We start from the raw sequence: 21562 nt of genomic DNA, 5'->3' as shown, positions 1-21562 counted from the left end.
CGCTGCTTCAAATCGTCAAGATGCTCCATCAATTCTTCAATCTTGACGACATTTTCTAAACTGACACTGGTGTAAAAGGCCAATGTTTTCAACCAAGAAATCTCATCACGTGACAATTTCGGTGTCTGTATATTGGATAAGCAGCAAATGATAAACGAGTGACCGCCCCGTTCGCCAATTTTCATCATAAACCCTTTATCAAGCTCAATAATTTTCCCGACTTCACCTAAAATATCTTGAAATTGATCCACGTATTCTTTCCATAGCTTACTATCATTTGTAGATTCATCAATTTCAATAATTTGTCCGTCAGCTTTCACCTCAAGCACAAAGGCTTTATTCACAACAAGCACTTCTAAAATGGTGTATTTCAAATGATACAGCACTTGATGAAGTGATGACGCCTCACGAATGAGCTGCGTGAATTTAAACACGCTGTCCTGGTAATTATGCTTCTCTGAAAAACGCTTTAGACGAAAACGGAAATCTAGAATTTCTTTGAAATAGAAAACAGCCAACATGAGTGTATAGGTGATTAATGCGAGCTTCAGTGTGTACTTCAAATCTTCTGGTTTTTGCAGAATGTAAAACGTGACAACAACAAAAACGGTCGGTGTAATGGCAAGAAACCCATAGTATTTCAGTCTGCTTATCAAAAAATCCATATTGTAAAGCTTGTTCGTCATAAATTGATACACGAGTGAAAAAGGAATGAGCAAGACAAAAGAAGTTAAGAAAAAGGGATCTACCACATAAATACGAAACAAAACATATGGAATTGCAAATAAAAAGATAAATGGACAAAATGCTATGATATTTATCATGACAAAAAACTTTAAAACAGACCCCTGCTCTGTCTCTTTATATTTCCGCATTCCATTGATAATCACTTTGAATGACATGATAATAGAAGCGAAAAAGAATAAAAGATTTAAACTTGGCATGTATCTGGCTATCGCCGAATCAATCGGAACAAATAACTCTATTACTAGATTAATTATAGGAAGACTATATAAAAAGCAAATTGTTTTTTGAGTCGTTATACGCAGGTCAAACTCTTTGAAATATTGATAAATGAAATGAATATAAAAGATAAATACACTTGATAAACAAAAAGTGATGACATAATGGCTAAATCTATCACCAATACCTGAAGTACCTGCACTAAGATATCCGATACAAATCGTTAATAAAAATAAAACTAAAAGAAATGCTGATTTTCGTTGGGCCTCTTTGTTAATTCGAATGATAAAGAAGATACAAAATAAACAAATTGAATACAGGATGAGAGGAATTATATAGACAAATAAACTTTCTTGACCAATCAATGTCTTATTTTTTAGAGTGATCATTTGGTTGCCTCTTTGAATATCAATTCTTTGCACATTCCTAAGCTCACCATTGATCAAATGATCTTTGTTGTTAGCAGGTTCTCCATTGATTTTAAGTATAATATCTCCTTCTTCTAATCCTGATGTGTAGGCTAAAGAAAGATATTCAACTTTGACAACTTCTGCTTGACCGTTCTTGTTCTCCGCTACACGTGCTCCATTAAAAATATCAAATACATAAATATATGAAACATAGATCACAAATAAAAAAGACAGAAAAACTAAAAAAGCAGATAGTTTCGTATAAGTTATCTTCATGTAAAAAACATCCTTAACTGGAGAACTTTTAAATCATTTTTAAATGAATCGTATCATTTATAGTACCATATATAATCTGCAGACATTTGCCCTTTTTTAATCCCCTGAATGATTGCTTGCATGGTTTGTTCATCTGTGTGAATTAAACTTGCATTCCCTAAGTCCAATTCATTCACAACACCAGGATTTTTGACTAAATATGCAATAACATTTTGAATGTTCAATCATTGCCCTCCTTTGTCATAAATGCACATAATTGTTCTTTCTTCGTTTTAGGTAAATCAAGTTGTTCAATTCCTCGCTTCATTTTTAACAGCATAATCTCTCTCATCGATACCATGTACTGAGTCAAACCAGCTTCAAGTAACTTCTGCTTCAATTGAAACGGCTTTTGCTCTGACTCATCCGGTCGCATAGAAAAGAAGGAAAGAAGCTCTTGACTGGCATCGTTAAAACGTCTTTGTAAATAACTGAATGCCAGCGTTTGTTTTTTTTGAAAATCTCCGTTTGTTTTTGAAAATAACGCAAAAAAATCGTTACTGATCTGTTCAGCAACACCATAATATATCGAATAAGATTCCACAGTGGCGTTTATTTTTCCTGTCGCTAAATAAACACCCAATACGCTAGAAAGAGCTGTTAAAGATCCTGATTTTTTCCTTAAAACCTCTACACACTCTTCTTCTGTTCCATGCAGATGACGCAAATCCTCATGCTGCCCTTCCATAGACATTTTGATGAAGTGGAACAGTTTCTCTATTAGTTGAGAATTATTTTCACAAATTGATGTGATGAATTGGATACTCACCGTATACAAATACGTAGAAGCATTGATGGCCACTCCTTGGTTGACGTTCATCCAAGGGTACGAATCATTGTCTTGATCTTCAATATCATCTAATATATCGGCTGATAAGATGAGAAGTTCAATCCCTGCTGCCAGTTTTGTAATCGCTTGCTTGTCTTGTCCGCCAAATGCCTTATAATGCTGGTAAGCCAATTGACCAAGAGGAAATTCTTTTTTTCTATCTGTAAATTTCAAAAGCAGCTTTTGTAAATCATTCTGCCTGACTGCATGTTGAATAAAATCAGACATATTCTGCTTGATTTTTGTATTCTCTAGATAGTTTAGCATACTCGATCTTGTACCTCACCCTTTCGTCTTTTATTTTACTAAAAAGACATGAGCAAATGTCCACTGACATCGCTATTTAACAATTATATAATAATATATCCTTTTTTTGTATGTATTTGGATAAAAAAAAGACTTGATGATTATCAAGTCTTTAAGAAATTTTCACATATTCATATTTGTCGTATTGATCAATGCTTTTGTTAATGTTATGAAGAGAAGCCGTTGTTTCTCTAATTTCGTTTTCAAGTTTCCATAATAATAGTTTAAGTTCTTCGATTTCATACTTTTCCATCGATTCCACTCTCCTTTTTTGGAAGATCAATGTATTTGTGTATGGTGATTGGGTCATAAGTATTTGATCTGTTACTAACAGTGTAAATGTAATTGAGTATTTTTTCACCGAAAAGTATGCACAAAACATGTGCGTGATACCGCAAAATTCAATAGGTCTTTTTTCATCATTTTCTGACTTTTCAAATCATACTTTTATCTCAATTTCAAAGGAATTGCGTCATTTTTGCGACAGGAATAGGCATCATTCGTCACACTTCTCTCCCGAGAGAACATACGATCCCCTCTATATCTTCGGTTTTGCGTGTTATAGGTCAGACGACAGACGCTATTGTGGACACCGCAATTTTTTGGCGACATTCACCGAAATTGACCGCAAAAGTACCTATTTTTATGTTGGATTTACAAAGATAGAAAGATCATTTTGATTCTTTATTCTGATTTTCTACATACATTTAGAACAGATATCCGTCCAATTTCACGTCAATGAGAGAAGAGGTGACCATGTGTTTTACTATGTTCCTTATCCTGCTTTGCAGGTTCCCGCAATGAGCCACGCATACCCGCCGCGCACGCCAATGACTTTTCCTCCAGTAGATGCCCACTCGTTTCAACGAGCCGCAAAGGAATCAGCCCGTCTCGTTGCTGATGCTTCACTCATCACGCAGCAAATTTCCAGCTCCCTTCCGTTTGCGCAGCGCATCATGGAGGCTGCTGAGCGCTCTGATTCAACAAGTGTCATCCGTATGCTGAAGCAAATCGGTGTGAAAAGCGGCATCGATGTCCGCTTTAGTCCAGAAGGTATTCGGATCTACTTGTCTCTTGCCTCCAGCAGACTTTTTCTTCTTTTACAGTGGTCATGACAAAGAAAAGCCGCTCATTCAGAGCGGCTTTTCTTAAGATTCAAACATTTTATGGCACCATTCAATGGCTTCTATATAACAGCCATAAGCTTCCTGTTTCGGGAGATTTCCATCTAACATCTCATCATCCCATTCATTTCGTTCAATACGTTTGGCCACACCTAGCACAAAAGAATAATCATTTTCATAGCCAAGCAGTGCCTCGCCAACTTCATCAGAAAGCGGCAGCTCCTTCACAAGTTCTGTGATATCTGCCCTGACAAGTGTATCAATAAGAGAAAACATACCTGTCAGCATATAAGAGGCTGGGTGCTCTCGTTCAGTACGATGGGCAATCAGTTCACACGTTTTGGCACGAATGAATGACATTTTGATAATTTCTTTTTGGCTTGAGTTAGCTTGGACATTTAGTTCTTTAAATGAAAGGATAAAGATCCAGCGCCGAATCTCATTAAACCCAAGCAGGATAATCGCCTGCCGGATACTTTTAATTTGATAAAGACGTCTCATGCCGCCAGAATTCAGCATTTTTAATAATTGATATGATAGCGAAAGGTCACTTTCAATAAAATGGGTCACGGTCTGGATATTCGGCTGGTCCTTGCTTAACTCATTTAAAAGCTGATGGTACGCATGGAAGCTGGTCGATAAGGCTCGTCCCGATATCACATGCGGCTCACTAAAGAAATACCCTTGAAACAAGTGGAAGCCCGCTTCTAGCGCTTCTTCATATTCTCTTCTCGTTTCTACTTTTTCAGCTAGGAATCGAAGGCGATACTTTTTATACGTATTCAGAATAGCTCTTCGTTCTTGCGTTGTCGTTTTCAGAAAGTCAATTTTTAAAATATCAATGCAATAGAGGAGTTCCTCAAGCAGCTTGTCACTATAATGTGTTCCGTTTAGGAAGAAATCATCGAGTGCAATCGTATATCCCCATTTTTTTAACTGCTTACATCTCATAATAAGTGCCGGGGTAATCGGTACATTTTCTAATATCTCGATCACAAGCTGATGCGGATCAAAATAGGTGAGCAGATCAGATGAAAGCAAGCTTTCGGTGAAATTAATGTAGCATCGTTTTCCTTCTGTCAGTGTTTCGATGCCGATATTTAGAAAACTATTGATAATGAGGTCCGTTGTCGCTTGATCACCGTCTTCAGCGCTATATGTATTGGTTTCACTATCTCTATAAAGCAGCTCATATGATACGACTTGTTCTTTTCTGTTAAAAATAGGCTGTCTCGCAACAAACACCCTCAACTGCTCCAATCCTCCTTTATGCCATGACAAACAAGATGTGCTTTCAGTATACCAAATGATTGCGCTTTTAGTTCATTTTCAATCGGTCAAAATAAAAAAAAGAGACCATCCGGCTTGATGATCTCCCTTTCTTCAAATCATTCGCTTTCATAAAGCTCTTTTTTGATTTTATTTTTCACATCATGGATAAACTGCATTTTATTATCCCAGCATTTTTGACTCAAATCGACTGGATATTCTTCTGGTTTACTGATTCGTTTGTATTCCTCCCAGAAGAGTCCAAGACTGTCCTGCACGTAGGCTTGAATCGTTTGAATATCCGGATTGTCATAGACAAGTTTACCTTGTTCAAAAATCGGGACGTGAAGATCTTTCGCCACAAAGTTCGTCACAAATTTACTAATAAATGTATGCACAGGATGGAACATTTTTAGTTTATCCTCACTATGAACATCTTCCTCTTCAAGTGCAATGTAGTCACCCTCAGAATGATGATTCAATTGATTGATAATGCGGTACACACGTTTACGGCCTGGTGTTGTCACTTTCTCTGGGTTGGATGAAATTTTGATGGTATCATTCATTTTGCCGTTTTCTTCAATGGACACCAGCTTATACACTGCACCGAGGGCTGGCTGATCGAATGCTGTGATCAGTTTTGTCCCAACACCCCACACATCAATTTTGGCGCCCTGTGCCTTTAAATTCATAATGGTGTGTTCATCAAGATCGCTTGATGCAATGACTTTTGCATCATGGAATCCTGCTTCATCCAGCATCGTTCTAGCTTTTTTAGACAAGTATGCAAGGTCCCCGCTATCAAGTCTGACACCAATGAAGTTGATTTTGTCTCCAAATTCTTTCGCTACCTTAATCGCATTCGGAATACCTGATCTGACGGTATCATACGTATCGACTAAAAAGACGCAGTCTGTATGAGTTTCAGCATATTTTTTAAATGCCGTATATTCATCGCGGTATGCTTGTACAAGTGCGTGGGCATGTGTTCCTGATACTGGAATGTTGAAGCGTTTCCCAGCACGAACATTACTTGTGGCCTGAAAGCCGCCGATGAGTGCCGCTCTTGCTCCCCACATCGCTGCATCCATTTCATGCGCACGTCTTGTTCCGAATTCTAATGCCGTCTCATCTTCAATGATTCCTTTAATCCGAGCCGCTTTTGTTGCAATCAGCGTCTGGAAATTCACGATATTGAGCAATGCCGTTTCGATTAACTGAGCTTCAACAAGCGTTGCTTCGATGCGCATAATCGGTTCATTCGCAAAGACAATTTCCCCTTCTCGCATTGAATGGAGTGTACCTGTAAAGGACAATCCGCTTAAATAGTCAATGAAATCGCTTTTATAACCGAGTTCATCTTTTAAATAAGCTAGATCGCTTTCGGTGAAGGAAAAGTCCGATAAATATTCAATCGCTTTCTCTAAGCCAGCAAATACAGCGAAGCCATTGTCAAATGGAAGCTTTCTAAAGAAGAGTTCAAAGACTGCCTTCTTCTCATGAATGCCGTCTCTCCAATACGTTTCTGCCATGTTAATTTGATAAAGATCTGTATGTAGTGATAAACTGTCGTCATTAAACCGATGCTCCAACTTCCATTCTCCTTCCCTTACTTAACCACTTTCGCACCAAGCGACTGCTCAAAGTGAGAAAGTGCCCACTCGTGCCCCGCTTCATTAAAACTCGCCACAGCATTTTGGTGAATCACAAGTTCGAAGCCTTTATTGTACGCATCAACAGCTGTATGAAGTACACAAATATCGGTACATACGCCGGCTAAGTGAAGTTCCGTGATGCCGCGCTCGCGAAGTTTCATTTCTAATTGAGTGCCTGCAAAAGCAGAGTATCTTGTTTTTTCCATATAGTAGACATGTTTTAAATGTTTTGACGTGTGAAATAGTGAACTTAGTTGTCCATAAAGTTCAATACCCTCTGTTCCGCGAATATTATGGGGCGGAAATAACTTTGTCTCTGGATGATAAGGGTCTTCTTCTTCATGATGATCGACAGCAAAGACGACAAAGTGGCCTTCATCAATAAATGAAGAAGTGATCTCTGTGATCTTAGACTCAATCGCCTGTCCAGGCTTTCCGCATGTCAGTTTTCCATCGTCTGCAACAAAATCAACTGTATAATCTATACAAATCAACGCTTTGCCCATCCGCATCTCTCCCATATGCTCTTTTGAATCATTATAGCTTATTCATTTCACTAGGGAAACCTATTCAACAGATTCCTGAGAAAAAGCTTTTTGAAACAGCTCATCCTCTATATAGACGTGCTCCTGATGGACCGCATCTGTCATCTCTATGACAAGACCAAAAGGAGAGTGCGCTTCGTGATGATTCACCACTTTAAAGGAACATCCAGCGGTATTTGCCATTTTGACATATTGAGAATAAGAAGCATAGGAAAGTTCACCATTTAATAGAACTGTGGCCTGGCGATTGGCCTTCAATATTTGTTCGACCTCTTGATACGGTTTATTTCTTGATACCTGTCCCTTTGTCAGGGCGAGAAGCGCTCGTTCCCTTAATGAACCAAGAAACATTCTTCGTTCATCGGGTTTTGTTTCAGCATGTCCAAATATCCCTTGCTGCAAATAAAAGTCTACGGATTCTTCTTTCATCGCTGTTTTCACTCCTGGTTTTTAAATTTACATTTCTGTGACCCAGTGCACAATCTTGAGTGCGAGGTCACGGGCTTCGTCTGTTTCTACTCTTTCCATTAAGGATTGTTCAAGCGTATGGATGAGCTGCTCCTTTTCGTCCTCATACGCAATGGAAATACTCCATTCAATGTCAGGTACGGCAACAAGCGTTTTATATTCTTTTTTATTTTCATGTAAATATACATTGTAGGTCTTTGGTTGTCCGCTTATGATGTGTGCTTTTCTAATTTTCATTTGACTCTGTTCACACCTCTTTTTTCTTCTTACATCCATATCCATTGTACCATAAAAAAAGACAGCTTCTGAAAAGGAATTCCCTTTCAAAGCTGGCTACGCATTAAAGCTCTTTTGCTGGCCGATCAGGTCTATATCCCACACAAACGTAACGTTTGGATTGCTAAAAAATTGGACAAAGTCCCCTGCATTATAGGTACCTGAACCACCGGCGGAGTGATCGACACTTTTTGGCGAAATGGCAAAAACATCACCGAAATGTGCAGAACCATTTCCAAACACACGGTCAATATGAATAGGTCCAACAATCGCTGGCATCTTTCCACCACCTTTTCTCCCCACATCATATGCCCAGCTCAAAAATACGTGTATGAAAAATAAAAAAGACAGCTGATCTTTGATCATCAGCTGTCTTTCTATGCGTTAAATGATTGAGGCTGGCCAAACAATGTAAAGTCCCAAAGCATCGTGGCATTCGGATCACTTGTAAGTGACATATAATCACCTGAATTAAAGGCTCCCGCACCGCCAGTAGAGTGGTCTACAGCCAAAGGGGCAATGGCCAGGACATCACCGAAAGTAGCTGCACCGTTTCCTCCTAGCGACTCGATATGAATAGGTCCAACGATTGCAGGCATAAGAATCTCCCCCTATCTGCTTATCTCAATCATCTTATGCAAAAAGGGAAAAGGTGTGCATCTGTCCTAGACGTTTAAATGCTGTTCCTTGCGAGACCGCTGACGCAGCTGAACCAATCTGACAATATTCAAGGTGATGGCTTTGAGCAGTGCATAGACAGGGACCGCAAAGATCATGCCAAGGATTCCACCAAAGCTTCCTGCCCCAATTAATAGCAGAATAATGGTCAAAGGATGTGTGTTGAGGCGTTTCCCAATGATCAATGGAGAAATGACATTTCCATCGATTTGCTGAACGACAAGAATGACAATGACTGTCACCACCGCTTTTCCAGGCGAATCAAGAAACGCAATAAGCACAGCTGGTGCCGCGCCAAGATAAGGCCCAAGGTACGGAATCACATTTGTGACCGCAATGATAATGCCGAGAATGAGCGCATATTTCACACCAATTAATAAGTACCCGATAAAACAAGCCACTCCAACAAATAAACAGACAACAATCTGCCCTTGTATGTAAGCCGCAAGTGTATCGTTTAATTCTTTAAAAATTTTCAATCCTTCCTTACGGTAAGGCATTGGCAAAAATTGAACGAGCTTGTCCGGAAACTTATGTCCGTCTTTCAACATATAAAACAAAATGAACGGAACTGTGATCACGGCCAAGGCAATATTGGCAATCACGCCAAACACCGCAGACATGCTTGAAGCAATGTTTTCCGGCAATTCTTTTAATGTCGAAACAATTGTCTGTTCAAACTTCGAGACGGAGACATAATCTTGGTTCATCATCCAAGTAAAAGTTTTAGAATGCGAGAAGTCGTTCATAAATTTCTGCATGTCCGTCACATAACCAGGGAAGCTTTTGACAAGTCCACCTACCTGCGTGACAATAATCGGTCCCGCAGCATTAACAATGAACGTGATGAGTCCGATGAACAAGAGATAAATGATCAGGATAGCAAGTGTCCTAGGCATTTTCTTGGACAAAAATCGAACAATTGGATTAAAGATGAAAAAGAGAATTCCAGCCAGCAAGATAGGAACAAACAAGGTTGATGCAAATAAAATAATCGGCTGAAATAAAAACGAAACCTTTGTTGATACATACACAATGAGTAAAACAAGTAATATTTGGAATGTCCAAAAATGAACTTTAGATTTTAACAAAGATGCTCCTCCTGTTACGTATTGATCTTATTAAAAAACTACTATTCAACCCACCTTCTGTCAACTGCTTCTTGTTTTAGAACCTTATTTTTTGTAAAAAAAAGAACAATTGGTATATCATGCACTTTTTCCAGATATACATTCTATAAGCATGAAAAAAGCAGACACCTATGCGTCTGCTTGTTACACTCTTTCACTGTGATCAGGCATCACCGATACAATTTGCTGGATCCGCACATATAAAACTGACTTTGCCCCCGCCTCAATAACAATATGATCCGGCATGACTTCCTTCAATTTTCCACGCACCGTATCTTTCACTGTTTGAACAATTAATCTCATACCAATCACTTTCTGCAATGTTTGATAAACATATGGATCAACTAATGAAACAAGCTGCGGACTTCCTTGTTGTGCCATCCTACCTGCCCCTTTACTTGTGTATTTACCCACAGCGTATGCAATGACCCATGTGAATGTCACTCAGGGCAAACCCACCACACAAATACCACATTTTTACATTCAATATAATTTTACATCTTTTGGAAGTATAATAGATTGGTGCTGCCCACAACTTAAATCATTTGAAGAGGTGAATGTTCTTGAAAAAACTCATCTGTCTCGCTGCTGTCATGCTCTTTTTTTCCTTTGCAAGTTATGCATATGCAGGAACAATTGGAGATGAACCTGGGACACCAGGGAAGTGGTTTAAAGGAGAAGAGCCGGTTCTAAAAGACAAGTCAAAACCGCCACTTGTTTTTGTACACGGCATTAACAGCTCCTCCTCCACATGGTTCGACCGAAACGATATGGCAAAGCAAGCTGTTCTGAACGGATACGAAAGCGCATTCATAGATTTGTATCCAGATCAGGATACGAAAAAGAATGGCAAACTATTAGCAGAAAAACTAAAAGAAATCTATGATGTGTTCGGTCGAAAACTTATTGTGATTGGTCATAGTAAAGGCGGGGTGGATACACAGTCCGCACTCGTGTATCACAATGCCCATCCATATGTGGAAAAGGTCATCACACTCGGCTCCCCTCATTACGGGACGCCGCTGGCAGATTTAGCGTATAGCAAGGGCGGAAGCTGGCTCGCGGAAATTCTTGGACAAAAAAGCGACGCGCTCTATTCTTTGCAAACGGGGCTCATGGCGGCTTTTCGAAGTGAAACCGACAAGCTGGAGAAGTTTCCTCATAAATACATCACGTATTCGGGATCGGAATGGGGAACATTTGGCGGGGTGCTGTATTTAGGCGGCATGTATTTAAAGAGTTTTGGTGCAAACGATGGCGCCGTCACGGTAAGCAGCACAAAACTATCATATGCGAACAATATTTTAACAGGGAAATGGGATCACAACTCAATTAAAAACGGCACAAGCATGTTCCCTGTATTTCAGCTTCAGCTGCTGGCAAATGCCGCAAGCGCTGAAAAAGAAAATATAGAGACCCCGATTTCTACTGAGCTGAATACAGATGTTTATGTAAAAGGTGGAGAAAGTGAAAAGGATAAAACAGAAGCGTTCTATGTAGAGGAAGGAACGAATGGCTTATCGATTCAGTGGTTAAATGAAAGGCAGGAGGCGCGGCCGGAAATCATCGCCCCAAATGGAGACGTCTTAACAAATCTGAAGACATCGGAAGCATCTTTCCCATATGAAGGCGCATTTTCGCACCATGTGCAAATCAATAAACCCGTTCCTGGAAAATGGACGATTCGATCAAATTCAGGAAAAATGGCTCCTTATTTGCTGCTCGTATCCTTTGATTCACCATTAAATGAAGAAATCAAAGCAGAGGCAGCGAAATCAGGGGATGATGCATCGACCCATTCAAGCGGTCTGATTAAACGATTAAGCAAGAAAGTAGAAACCTTTTACTTTAAGGATGCCCAAAAAGATCATCCTCTCAAAACAACTGCTTCATCAGCTGTTCAATTGAAAAAAGAAGGTGCTTATTCTGTCACGGTTCATTACACCGGACTCACTGCATCAGGTACATCAGCATTTAACCGTACCGTTATTCGCACATTGTATGTCGATCAGCATGGAAATATTCATGGAGACATTCCATACTAAACAGAGCGTTTCATAGGCTGAAGTGCTTGCTGCACTTTTTGATCCAATTCCGTGATTTTTTTCATTGCAAGTGATTCGTCTATTTGTCTGTAATGGTGATGTCCGCCAGGCTCTTCATCCATTTCATCTGCTTTCTTGACGATTTGCTGAAGTGTGTCCTTATGAAGGTCGCCCTCTGGCAAATATGAATCTGTATGAAGCAGAATCGCAAGCGCAATATCTTTGGCTGCCTTTGGTTCCTCACCGAGCCGTATGAGCAGTTTGTGAGCCCGCTCTGCTCCTTTAATGGCATGAATATCATTCCGTCTATATGTCTCGTAATCCCATTCTCCGCCAGCTGTATACCATTCATAGTGGCCGATATCATGCAAGAGGGCTGCTTTCACAGCGAGATCTGGATTAATCCCAGCCTGCACCGCCAGTTTGAATGCGTGATAAGCACAAGCAATCGCATGGGCTTTTCCTGAACGATTTAAATATTTTTGAGCGACTGGATGGGTGTAAACATCCATTAATGTAACCTTTCTCATGGAAACCCCTCCTTATCTATATTTTTAGCATCCTAACATATTCTGAAAAGAAACTCAAATGTTCTGTTATATTTTCTAAGAGTCTCAAGAATAGCTTATGTCAAATAAGCTGTTTTTGCTTGTACAATGCGAAAAAAGCAGTCGTTATGACTGCTTTTTTTCTCCTTTTCAGCGTGATATGAAAACCCTTGAAGTCTAGGAAGGCCGAGTACTGGCGCGGAGCGAATTTGAGATTCGTGAGCACCGGTACGCAGGCCTGACACCGAATGCGAGGTTTTTTCTTCACGCTGCAGCAGTCGTTATGACTGCTTTTTCACATACTCACGTGCATCGTAGACACATCCGCCAGCTGGATCATCCGCTAAAAGATCGAGCAAAATACCAGCGACTTCATCTGGACTCTTCAGCGTGCCTGTTTCATATAATTGCTGAAAACGGTCTATTTGTTCAAAGTCTTGTTTTGATGATTTCCGAATTTCCCCCTGCATATCTGTATCGATCGTGCCGGGTGAAAAGGAAAACGTGTTGATCGGATGCGTCTCGTCCTGCTGTTCCTCATGAAAAGTCCTCATAAACATATCGAGTCCTGCCTTTGAACTGCAATACGCACTCCAGCCTTTGTATGGGTTTTTCGCCGCTCCAGAAGAAAGATGAACGATCGTTTTCTTTCCGTTAAATGATTGAGTCTGCTTGGCAAACACATGGCTCAGCAAAACAGGAATGACAAGATTCAACGTATAATGCTGATGAAGTGTATCCTGTCCGCCTTGTCCAACGCGCTTGATAGGTGTGACCATTCCTGCATTATTGACGAATAAGATGTCATCAGCATCTGCCAGAGTTTGCGGCGTGAGACTATTTTGAAGCCATTTGGCTGCTGCTTCTTCATCTGTCAGATCGACCTGAGTATGTGTGAGCTTCGGATGGGATATCGGCGATGCACTTCTTGCTGCTGTGTACACATGATCCCCGCGCGAAAGCAGCCTGTTCACAAGTGCTAGGCCAAAACCTTTTGATCCGCCTGTAACGATTGAAATTCGAATGACAATCTCCTCCCTTGATATCACTATTTTACGTAGAGAAACGGTATGACATCAAGCAATCTGCATAAAGAAAAGCCTGCCTCTTTTAAAAGAGACAGACTATTTCTTTTCAGCCTTCACATTCACCTTTGGAATCAGGATGATCATCACGACGAGACCAAGGGCGATCAAGAAACCAAAGATCATCGGAAGCAGTGCCGATGTCTGCTTCTCATGATCATCGTCAGAAGGAGCTGATACAGCCGAATCACTAAAAGAGATATTCATCTCTTTCATCATGCGAGCTGGTGTTTTGGGCGGGTTCTCTTTTAGATCACTAAAAAGCTGAGGAGAAAGAGATCCACCCGGGGCTTTAGGCGGTTCAGCAAAATGAATGTCTGTTTTGATTTTTGACGTCGTTTTGCTTTGTTCGTATTTCGTTTGATCCCTCAATATACTCGAGTTAATATTGAGCTCCTTTTCCTGATATTCATTCGGCTTGACATTCGTATCCGTATCTTCACCAGCAGCAAAAGCGGCAGGGATAAGGAGAAAAAGGGAAACAGCAACGAGTACCGCCCCTTTCACGAATAGATTAAGCTTCATGAGTCACATCACGTTCCTCTGTTTTATCTTTCCATAGCTTTTTCACAAGCGGCACGACCATGAAAAGGACAGTTAAAATCACTAACCCTGTGACGCCCATTCCAAACGTGTCTCCATTTCCATATTGGATCGACAGGTACACGTCTGTCACTGGATTGGTAAAGTGGAAATTCGGCATCACCAAATCAATTAACGGTGCGACAAAGAAGAAAATAAGCGCCGTTGCTGCCATCCATCCGGCAATGGAACCGAAAAGGAAGGCCGTGCGAATAAAGGCAGAGCACGCCACTAATAACAAAATGGTGAAGATCGACCATTGAATGGCTTGATCATCTGCAAGTTTGTAAATGTTCAGTCCAAACAAGCTGATCATGAGTCCGACTAATAGATTTAAGATGCCAAACAGTGCACCTTTGACCAGCATCGGAGCTGACGCATAATACGAGCTGAAAAAGCCAATTAACAAACTGCTGATCATCACAATGACCAAAATGACGACCGGCGGTACAGTCTGCGTTTTTTCTTCCGGCACATCGCCGCTGATTTTCAGTGGATTGGCTAAATGGTTATACACATAGTTGCTGTTGCCTTGATCGCTTAATGTATTTCCTAAAATCCCCTTTAAATCTTGCTGAACAAGCTTCGTAGAGTCGACATTCTTGCTCCAGTTTTCGTTCAGTGTATCTGCTTTTTCTTGAACTGTTGTCACACTCTCTTCAATGTTATTCGTATAATCCGCCACCCCTTTTTGGCGGTCGGTTAACGAACTCATATTTTCAGAAAGACGAAGCACTTCCTGACCAATTGAATCCTGTGCACTGACAACAATCGAACTGCCTGTAAGGTCCGCCGTATACACCGCATCCCCTTGATCTGCCATTTGCTCAGCTACATTGTCCGCACTTTCAGAGATTGTCTGTAACTCCTGTTCCATGCTTGCCTGCTGAGTCGTAATGTACTCCGCATAACCATCTGAAAACTTCTGCATCTCATCAATAAATGTAGACACATCATCATTTGATGTCAGCATTTGGTTTTTCAGCTTATCCCAGTTTTCTGTTTCTTCTTTTTTGATGGAGAGGATGGACTGGATATTCTCTTCTTTTGCGTCATATAGAGAAGAGTTATTTGTTGGTTCATATAAATCACTAAGCATCATTTCTAGTTGGGAGAGTTGATTGGAATACTCCATTAATTTCTTAGTGTTTCTTGTATTTGTTTCAAACTCTTGATCAAATATCTTAATGTTAAAGGCATTTGCAATAGGTGAGTTTTCTTGTTTCAGCTCTTTTACTTTGCTTAAAATAGAGGATTCCTGATTTTTGATTTCATTTGGAATCACATTATATCGATCTTGTAACTGTAGAAACTTCTTTTCAAGTTTATCTATTTTGTCAGAAAGGTCTTTAAGCTCTTCATTTATCTGACTCACTTTGTCTTTCAATTCGTCATTATGAGTGGCCGTTTTTTCTTGAATCTTCTTTTTCACTTCATCTAAGCGAGTAGAGAGTGCTTTAAGGTCGTCCTTCGATGAATTTGTGCTGCCGGTATCTGGCTGAGCTGGATCATCACCGGTTTTATCATCATTGCCATCTCCAGTAGGCGGAGTCTCCTGATCTGCTAATTGATCCGCGAGTTCGTTCATTTCTGTTGAAATTTGCGAGAGCTCATTTGTTTCTTCATCTAGGTTAATTCCGATCTCTTCGGGTTTTTCATTATCTTGATTTGATGGCCCATCATCATTATCGTCTTCTGGCGGCTTAGGTGCGTTTATTAACTCTTGCCTTTTTGTATCTAACTTATTCTGCAAGACGATAATCTTATTTTTATAATAGTCCAAGTACCGCTTTTCATAGGTTTTAATTAGTTCTTCCTGAGAGTCCTGCACAAGTTTAGCTAATCCCTTTGATTGACCAGGAATAACGTCTTCTCTCGACTTTTGAACAGATTGGATGGCGCTGTCAGTTGTTTTCAGCTGACTTTGTACCCCGTTGATGTCTGTTTTGAGTCCGCCCATTTGATCACTAAAGCTGCGGGCATTTTGGTTTTGAATGTCAGCGAGCTGTTTGAGCCCTTGCTGGATTTGCTTTTGGCTTGCTGATTGCGCTTTGATCAAGAGATCCTTTTGTTTGTCTTGATACTGCTGGTATTGATCGACTACTTTCACAAAGTCCTTTAACTGGTTCTTTGCTTCTTCTGTTGTACTCAAGCCGTCTTTATATTGTTTCTGTGAATCGGCCATCGCATTTTTTAATTCTTCTATTTGTTTCTTCTGCTGCTGTACGGCATCTGATAGTTTGTTTGAGTTCGGCTTATAGAAGTTGTACATTGTGTTTTGGAATTCGACTTCTTTGCCGACAATATGCTCAAACTCTTCTCTTACATTGCCGATTTCCTGTGATACAAAACTCCAGTATAGCGTCGACATCTGTTCATTCATTTTCTTTTGTGCATTTTCCAGCTCTCTTTGCACTTTCTCTTTATTGACTGCATTGAGCTGATCTTGAATCGAAAATTGAATGGACGCCTTTTCAGGATGGTCTTTATCATAGCTCAGCACATTTTTAGAGAAGTCAGACGGAATATAGAGGACAGCGTCATACTTTCTGTTTTTCAGTCCATTTTCCGCCGCACTGCGATTCACTACAGTCCATGTATAATCAGGACGCTCTGACAATGCTGCCACAACATCCTGTCCGAAACGAGCCGTGTTTTCACTTTCGCTCGCTCCCATATCCTCATTGACCACCGCAATATTACGCGTGGCATTCTTCTTCTGTTTTGCCGGGTCATCTCCAATCAGGTGGAAAAATAAAACCGGCAGCACAAGAATCAATATCATGGTGGAGATGATTTTGATGGAGCTTTTTTGCTGCTCTGTCATTGAACACTCTTCCTTTCTACCGCACATAAAGGAACCTGGATTTTCTTCTCTTTCCCGTTTTCAACCAAATAGCCGAAGCCTGGCTGAATCTCTGGTTCTTGTCTTGCATACGGAAGCGGTATGATGTTTTGCTCTGATTTTTTCATGAGTAACATGGCATGACGAACTTGTTTGATTTCGTTTGTGAGTGCATCATAGCCCTTACTGAACTCGGTATGATTCCCTGATGCAATCAGGCTGAAGCCCAGGTGCGCATATGACTTCATGAAATCAGCCAATTGATCTTGAAGACGCGGATCGATCGTCTGCTGAAAACGCGTAATGCCATCAATCACAAGCACAATTTGAGGAAATGACAGCTGATCGGTCTCCCCTCGGCGTACAGCTTCGACGTACATCTCTTCCCGCACCTTGAATAAGCGGTCTATTTCTTCTGCCCATTCGGTGATATCATCCTTTGTTTCAAGGTAATCGATGTTCTCTTCTTTTGCATAATGAGATAGACCCCGATCAATTGAATCAAAGACAGCCAGCTTTTCAGGCTTTGCCACTAAAAGCTGATCAAGCATCAGTTTTGTCACATTTGTTTTCCCGCGTTGAGTTTGACCGATGATGAGGCAATGTTTATTCTTTTTCAAGTCAAAATAAACAGGTGCCACAGATTCCTCATCTAATCCGACTGGAATATCATAAGGCGGTTTTTGTTCATCTAAACGACTCTCAAGCTCCCAAACTGTCAGCTTATCAGGAAGCATTGGCACAGGCTTTGGTTTTTCAGCCGCTTCAAAGCGATCATGAAGAAGCTGTATCTCTTGTTTCAGATGCTCAAACAATTCGAGATCGTTCTCTCCTTCAACTGGCAGAAACATTTGCGCAAAATAAAGCTCTTCTTTGTTAATAATGACTCGTCCTGGGATCGGCTCTAAGCTGAATTTCGGTCTGCCAATAATGGAATACGCCTCTCCTTGATCCATTAAGTAATGGACAATCTTTGTTTTCAGATTGTTCATCAGCGATTGACGCACTGCGTTTACCCGGGTCGCTGTAATCAAGAAGTAAATACCTAGTGATTGCCCGTCACGGCTCAGCTGAATAAATTCAGATTCGAGATCATGCATTTCGTCTTTGACAATGTCAAAGTTGTCAATCACGATAAAAATGAATGGAAGCTTTTTCTCATTTAAGGCGTTGTACATTTTGATATGACTCATTTCTTGCTGTCTGAATAATCGCTTGCGATATTCAACCTCTTCCCGCAGACGCTTCATTGATTTTTGGATCTTTCTCATCTGATCCATTAAGAAATAATCCGCCGTATGCGGCAGTTTGGCTAACGGAAGTAATGTTCCGTTTCCGAAGTCATAAATATATGCATGCCATTCTTCAGGTGAATACCTCTCCGCAAAGCTCATCAGCAGTGTTGTAGCAGCAAGTGATTTGCCGTAGCCGGAGGAACCGAAGATGCCAATGTTCCCATCTTCCATCATTTGATAAGAAAGTGGATGCTGGCTTTGCTGATCTGGTTCATCGACAAGTGCAAAATGGAAGACATGCTCTTCACTCGACGCATAACGCGTTTTTGGAATCCGCTCTTCAAGCGGTGGAAGCCATGGACTTGGCAGCTTCTCAATTCCAAGCTCTTGCTGCATACGTTCAATTTCATCCACAACAGCGGAAATCTCCGTCACTGTCTCTTTTTTCACTGCCGGCTCTGTGCTTACCCCTGATAACGGAATAAGACCAGTATCTGTCACAATGGCAATGTCATCTTCTGAGCCGTAGCCATCTTCCATATATGGTGCACCGCTCCAAGCCGATTGGAACAGTTCATAAATTTCATTGTTGCCAACTTGTAAATAACCGCGGCCTGTGACGGTAATGGACGCTGCATCACTATTTTTCAAAATTTCCTTACTGTCTGACGCATCTTGCACTTTTAGTGCGACCTTAAAGCGGGAGTTACTCCAAATCTGATCATCAATGACTCCGCCTGGCTTTTGGGTAGCTAAAATGAGATGGACCCCGAGGCTTCGGCCGATACGTGCAGCACTGACAAGCTCCCTAATAAAGTCTGGCTCTTCACTTTTTAATTCAGCAAACTCATCAGAGATTAAGAACAAGTGAGGCATTGCCTGCTCAGCCTTTTTCTCCTTGTAGAGCTTCGTATAATCATTGATGTGATTCACATGATACTGATCAAACAGCCGCTGTCTTTTCTTCAATTCACTTTTAATAGAGGCAAGCGCTCTTTCACTAAAGTTCTTGCTGCCTTCAATATTGGTGATCGTTCCAAGTAAATGAGGAATATTTCGGAACGGCTGCGCCATTCCGCCTCCTTTATAGTCAATCAACAGGAAAGCAACTTCGTGCGGGTGAAAGTGTACAGCGAGCGATAAAATATATGTCTGTAAAAATTCACTTTTCCCTGATCCCGTTGTTCCCGCCAACAATCCGTGCGGGCCGTGTGCTTTTTCATGCAGGTTCAGATCGACAATGTCGTTTTTCCCTTTATAACCGATTGGCACTGATAATGATTTGGCCGTTTCTGAAGTCAGCCATTTTTCACGAATGCCAATGTCGTCCACCTGTTTGGCATGAAAAAGATCAAGGAATGAGACCGTTTCAGGAATCGAATTGGTCATACCGACTTGATGGTCTAATGTTCTCAGTGTTCTGGCAAACAGTTCATTGTCCCCGCGCTGATGTGTATCAAGCTGAAACGGAATTCGTACCGCCTTCTTGTGCTGAATGAGAATATCTCCTTCTTCTTCGTTAATATAACGGACAAGCGTTGAGATATTTTCAGCTAAGCTTTCCTTTGTTTCTGCAGCAAAGAGAATGGAGATACCAAGGTCTGTCCGGCTGCCTTCTAAGTATTCTAAAATCACATGCTCAGCAATGAGCTCATGATTTGTCACGATGAACACAAAATGAGGCGTAAAGATTTTCTTCTCTTTTTCCTCTTCTAAATCACGCTCACGTAAAATTTCATAGATTGAGGACAACAGCTGATCGCGTGTTTGCTCGTTGTAAATAAACCCTTTGCCATATGTATGAGGCAGCTGGAAGTGCGGAAGCCATTTCATCCATTCCCAATTCTCATACTCCTGCTCATGAAAGATAAAGACAAATCTCAAATCGTGATAGCTGTGCGAGAAAGCAAGCTGTCCGACAAGCTGATGAAGCTCATTTTTCACAATCGCAGGCTTCCCAATTAATCCTGTTGGACCATCCGCAAGACCGAACGTAATCGGGACATTCTTCACTTCACGATATACTTTTTGCATGTGCTGCGTTTGTTCCATTAAGTCATCAATATCTCGATTGGCCATATCGCCGCCGCTCATCGATAATTCATAGCTTGATGGGACTGCTCCCGTTCCAAGACGCAGATGCAAGAAGTCGTCACTTACAAGTGTCTTTTCCCAAATGCGGCCGCTGATTTCTGATGTTAAATACTTCATTTGTTCAAATGACGGATAATGATACGTCAAAATATATTGCTGGCGGTCATACAGCTCCTGCAGCTCTTGCCGCTTATTTTCTAAATAAAGAGAGTAGACTCGCTGCCGCTTCTCTTCTCGTCTTTTGCGCTGTGATTTTTCTTTAAAGTATTGAACAGACGATGTAATTAACGTCATGATAAACATCGCCATCGACACGACAATAAAGATTCCGCGCGGCTGGATAAGGGCGACAATCCCCATCACAAGGAGCATTACAAGGGGCGGAAGGACGACAAGCCAAAGCCCTCTGCTGTTATTTTCACTCTCCTGCGAAGGAAAGCTAAAGGATACCCGGTCATCTGGTAAATCATAAATCAAACGCGGTGTTCGTCTGTATGAAGGGTATTTTTGTTTTGTTTCTGTGCTTGGCGGTCTTGTTTTTTCCAAACGTGTTTGAAAGGGTTCGTAAGCTGTCACCTGTAATAAATCATCATCTTTAAATGTCACCGTCAGAAAGTTCCAGAACAGCTCATCTCCGGCATAAATCTTCTCTGGACCGTGGATTTTCTTTCCGTTCACGTAAATCGTCTCGTCCTGAGGCATGACATACCATGTTCCTTCGATTTTCTCTAAAGTGAACTGGCTGGCATCTTGAAACATGGAATGAGCTTGTTCTTTCCACACATCAATTTCATCCTTCTCCTCACGTGAAAAAGACAACTCGACTCTATTTCCTAGGTAATAAATATGCTGATCATGATGTGCATCCATTAAAATAAGTGTGAGTGAACCAAGCTGATATGGTTCATGTGGAAGTAATTTGCCTTTCTTCTCATCTCCCTGATAAATATAAAAACCATCATTCGGTTCATCAGGTGATAAACGAATTGCCCCTTCATCAAACGAAAGTGAAGGGATTGTCACCGTATGCTCTATTTCAGGTCCAATCAGAGCTTCTCGATTGAACTGCTCATCTAAACGGACGGTTTGATAATCCTCCTCATAAAAAACCCAAAGAAGACTCAAACGCTCCACCTCCTCATGGGACAGCACCTACTGTC

General features: G+C 40.9%; 20 protein-coding genes. 2 read left to right on the top strand and 18 right to left on the bottom strand.

Going from position 1 to position 21562, the window contains the following annotated elements:
• The 4 genes from NSS92_RS18525 to degQ all read right to left on the bottom strand — a co-directional run.
• Nucleotides 1–1649, bottom strand: a 1649-nt coding sequence (locus NSS92_RS18525; RefSeq protein ID WP_340869861.1) for a PDZ domain-containing protein, incomplete at its 3' end; no start/stop codon positions are given.
• 53 nt (nucleotides 1650–1702) lie between these two features.
• Nucleotides 1703–1873 (bottom strand): competence pheromone ComX, encoded by a 171-nt coding sequence (gene comX / locus NSS92_RS18520; protein WP_073207246.1) that lies wholly within the window; start codon nucleotides 1871–1873, stop codon nucleotides 1703–1705.
• Entirely contained in the window at nucleotides 1870–2784 is a 915-nt protein-coding gene (locus tag NSS92_RS18515) for a polyprenyl synthetase family protein (protein WP_340869857.1), read from the bottom strand. The genes comX and NSS92_RS18515 overlap by 4 nt, the downstream gene beginning before the upstream one ends.
• A gap of 151 nt (nucleotides 2785–2935) precedes the next feature.
• Nucleotides 2936–3076, bottom strand: a complete 141-nt coding sequence (gene degQ / locus NSS92_RS18510) for a degradation enzyme regulation protein DegQ (RefSeq protein ID WP_340869855.1) — start codon at nucleotides 3074–3076, stop codon at nucleotides 2936–2938.
• Between the two features lie 505 nt (nucleotides 3077–3581).
• Between degQ and NSS92_RS18505 the strand changes: the two genes are divergently transcribed.
• Complete coding sequence (locus NSS92_RS18505) at nucleotides 3582–3938, top strand: inner spore coat protein (protein ID WP_267586549.1); 357 nt, start codon at nucleotides 3582–3584, stop codon at nucleotides 3936–3938.
• A gap of 33 nt (nucleotides 3939–3971) precedes the next feature.
• Here the strand turns inward: NSS92_RS18505 and NSS92_RS18500 are convergent, their stop codons facing one another.
• The 9 genes from NSS92_RS18500 to NSS92_RS18460 all read right to left on the bottom strand — a co-directional run bounded on the left by NSS92_RS18500 (nucleotide 3972) and on the right by NSS92_RS18460 (nucleotide 10349).
• Nucleotides 3972–5198 (bottom strand): EAL and HDOD domain-containing protein, encoded by a 1227-nt coding sequence (locus NSS92_RS18500; RefSeq protein ID WP_048237328.1) that lies wholly within the window; start codon nucleotides 5196–5198, stop codon nucleotides 3972–3974.
• 137 nt (nucleotides 5199–5335) lie between these two features.
• Nucleotides 5336–6808, bottom strand: coding sequence for a nicotinate phosphoribosyltransferase (locus tag NSS92_RS18495; protein ID WP_024423327.1), 1473 nt, complete (start codon nucleotides 6806–6808; stop codon nucleotides 5336–5338).
• A 17-nt stretch (nucleotides 6809–6825) separates the two neighbouring features.
• Nucleotides 6826–7377, bottom strand: a complete 552-nt coding sequence (locus NSS92_RS18490; RefSeq protein ID WP_024425949.1) for a cysteine hydrolase family protein — start codon at nucleotides 7375–7377, stop codon at nucleotides 6826–6828.
• 60 nt (nucleotides 7378–7437) lie between these two features.
• Nucleotides 7438–7845, bottom strand: coding sequence for a YueI family protein (locus NSS92_RS18485; protein ID WP_340869852.1), 408 nt, complete (start codon nucleotides 7843–7845; stop codon nucleotides 7438–7440).
• A gap of 27 nt (nucleotides 7846–7872) precedes the next feature.
• A complete protein-coding gene (locus NSS92_RS18480; protein ID WP_340869850.1) occupies nucleotides 7873–8121 on the bottom strand; it encodes a YueH family protein in 249 nt (82 codons plus the stop codon).
• Nucleotides 8122–8217: 96 nt separating this feature from the next.
• On the bottom strand, nucleotides 8218–8439 hold the full coding sequence (locus NSS92_RS18475) for a spore germination protein (protein ID WP_267586552.1): 222 nt from the start codon (nucleotides 8437–8439) through the stop codon (nucleotides 8218–8220).
• A gap of 98 nt (nucleotides 8440–8537) precedes the next feature.
• The gene (locus tag NSS92_RS18470; RefSeq protein ID WP_003213446.1) at nucleotides 8538–8759 is read right to left on the bottom strand and encodes a spore germination protein; all 222 of its coding nucleotides are present in this window, start codon (nucleotides 8757–8759) and stop codon (nucleotides 8538–8540) included.
• 66 nt (nucleotides 8760–8825) lie between these two features.
• Nucleotides 8826–9929 carry an AI-2E family transporter gene (locus tag NSS92_RS18465; RefSeq protein ID WP_267586553.1) on the bottom strand — a complete coding sequence of 368 codons (1104 nt, stop codon included), beginning with the start codon at nucleotides 9927–9929 and terminating at the stop codon, nucleotides 8826–8828.
• Nucleotides 9930–10112: 183 nt separating this feature from the next.
• Nucleotides 10113–10349 (bottom strand): YuzF family protein, encoded by a 237-nt coding sequence (locus NSS92_RS18460; protein WP_142945095.1) that lies wholly within the window; start codon nucleotides 10347–10349, stop codon nucleotides 10113–10115.
• A 176-nt stretch (nucleotides 10350–10525) separates the two neighbouring features.
• Between NSS92_RS18460 and NSS92_RS18455 the strand changes: the two genes are divergently transcribed.
• Nucleotides 10526–12013, top strand: coding sequence for an esterase/lipase family protein (locus tag NSS92_RS18455; RefSeq protein ID WP_340869847.1), 1488 nt, complete (start codon nucleotides 10526–10528; stop codon nucleotides 12011–12013).
• Here NSS92_RS18455 and NSS92_RS18450 read toward each other — a convergent pair.
• The 5 genes from NSS92_RS18450 to essC all read right to left on the bottom strand — a co-directional run bounded on the left by NSS92_RS18450 (nucleotide 12010) and on the right by essC (nucleotide 21527).
• Complete coding sequence (locus NSS92_RS18450; RefSeq protein ID WP_024423336.1) at nucleotides 12010–12543, bottom strand: HD domain-containing protein; 534 nt, start codon at nucleotides 12541–12543, stop codon at nucleotides 12010–12012. The two genes, NSS92_RS18455 and NSS92_RS18450, sit on opposite strands and share 4 nt — an antisense overlap.
• 299 nt (nucleotides 12544–12842) lie before the next feature.
• Complete coding sequence (locus NSS92_RS18445; RefSeq protein WP_340870093.1) at nucleotides 12843–13586, bottom strand: (S)-benzoin forming benzil reductase; 744 nt, start codon at nucleotides 13584–13586, stop codon at nucleotides 12843–12845.
• A gap of 99 nt (nucleotides 13587–13685) precedes the next feature.
• Nucleotides 13686–14171: a type VII secretion protein EssA gene (gene essA / locus NSS92_RS18440; protein WP_142945098.1), complete on the bottom strand. Its 486-nt coding sequence runs from the start codon at nucleotides 14169–14171 to the stop codon at nucleotides 13686–13688.
• The gene (gene esaA, locus NSS92_RS18435) at nucleotides 14161–17055 is read right to left on the bottom strand and encodes a type VII secretion protein EsaA (protein WP_340869842.1); all 2895 of its coding nucleotides are present in this window, start codon (nucleotides 17053–17055) and stop codon (nucleotides 14161–14163) included. The genes essA and esaA overlap by 11 nt, the downstream gene beginning before the upstream one ends.
• Nucleotides 17052–21527 (bottom strand): type VII secretion protein EssC, encoded by a 4476-nt coding sequence (gene essC, locus NSS92_RS18430; RefSeq protein ID WP_340869840.1) that lies wholly within the window; start codon nucleotides 21525–21527, stop codon nucleotides 17052–17054. Before essC ends, esaA begins: the two co-directional genes overlap by 4 nt.
• Between the last annotated feature and the right edge of the window lie 35 nt (nucleotides 21528–21562).

The sequence above is a fragment of the Bacillus sp. FSL M8-0166 genome, assembly GCF_038008825.1.
GTDB classification, from domain to species: domain Bacteria; phylum Bacillota; class Bacilli; order Bacillales; family Bacillaceae; genus Bacillus; species Bacillus safensis.
Note: the sequence above shows the minus strand (reverse complement) of the source record. Positions and strands in the feature narration are given on the sequence as shown.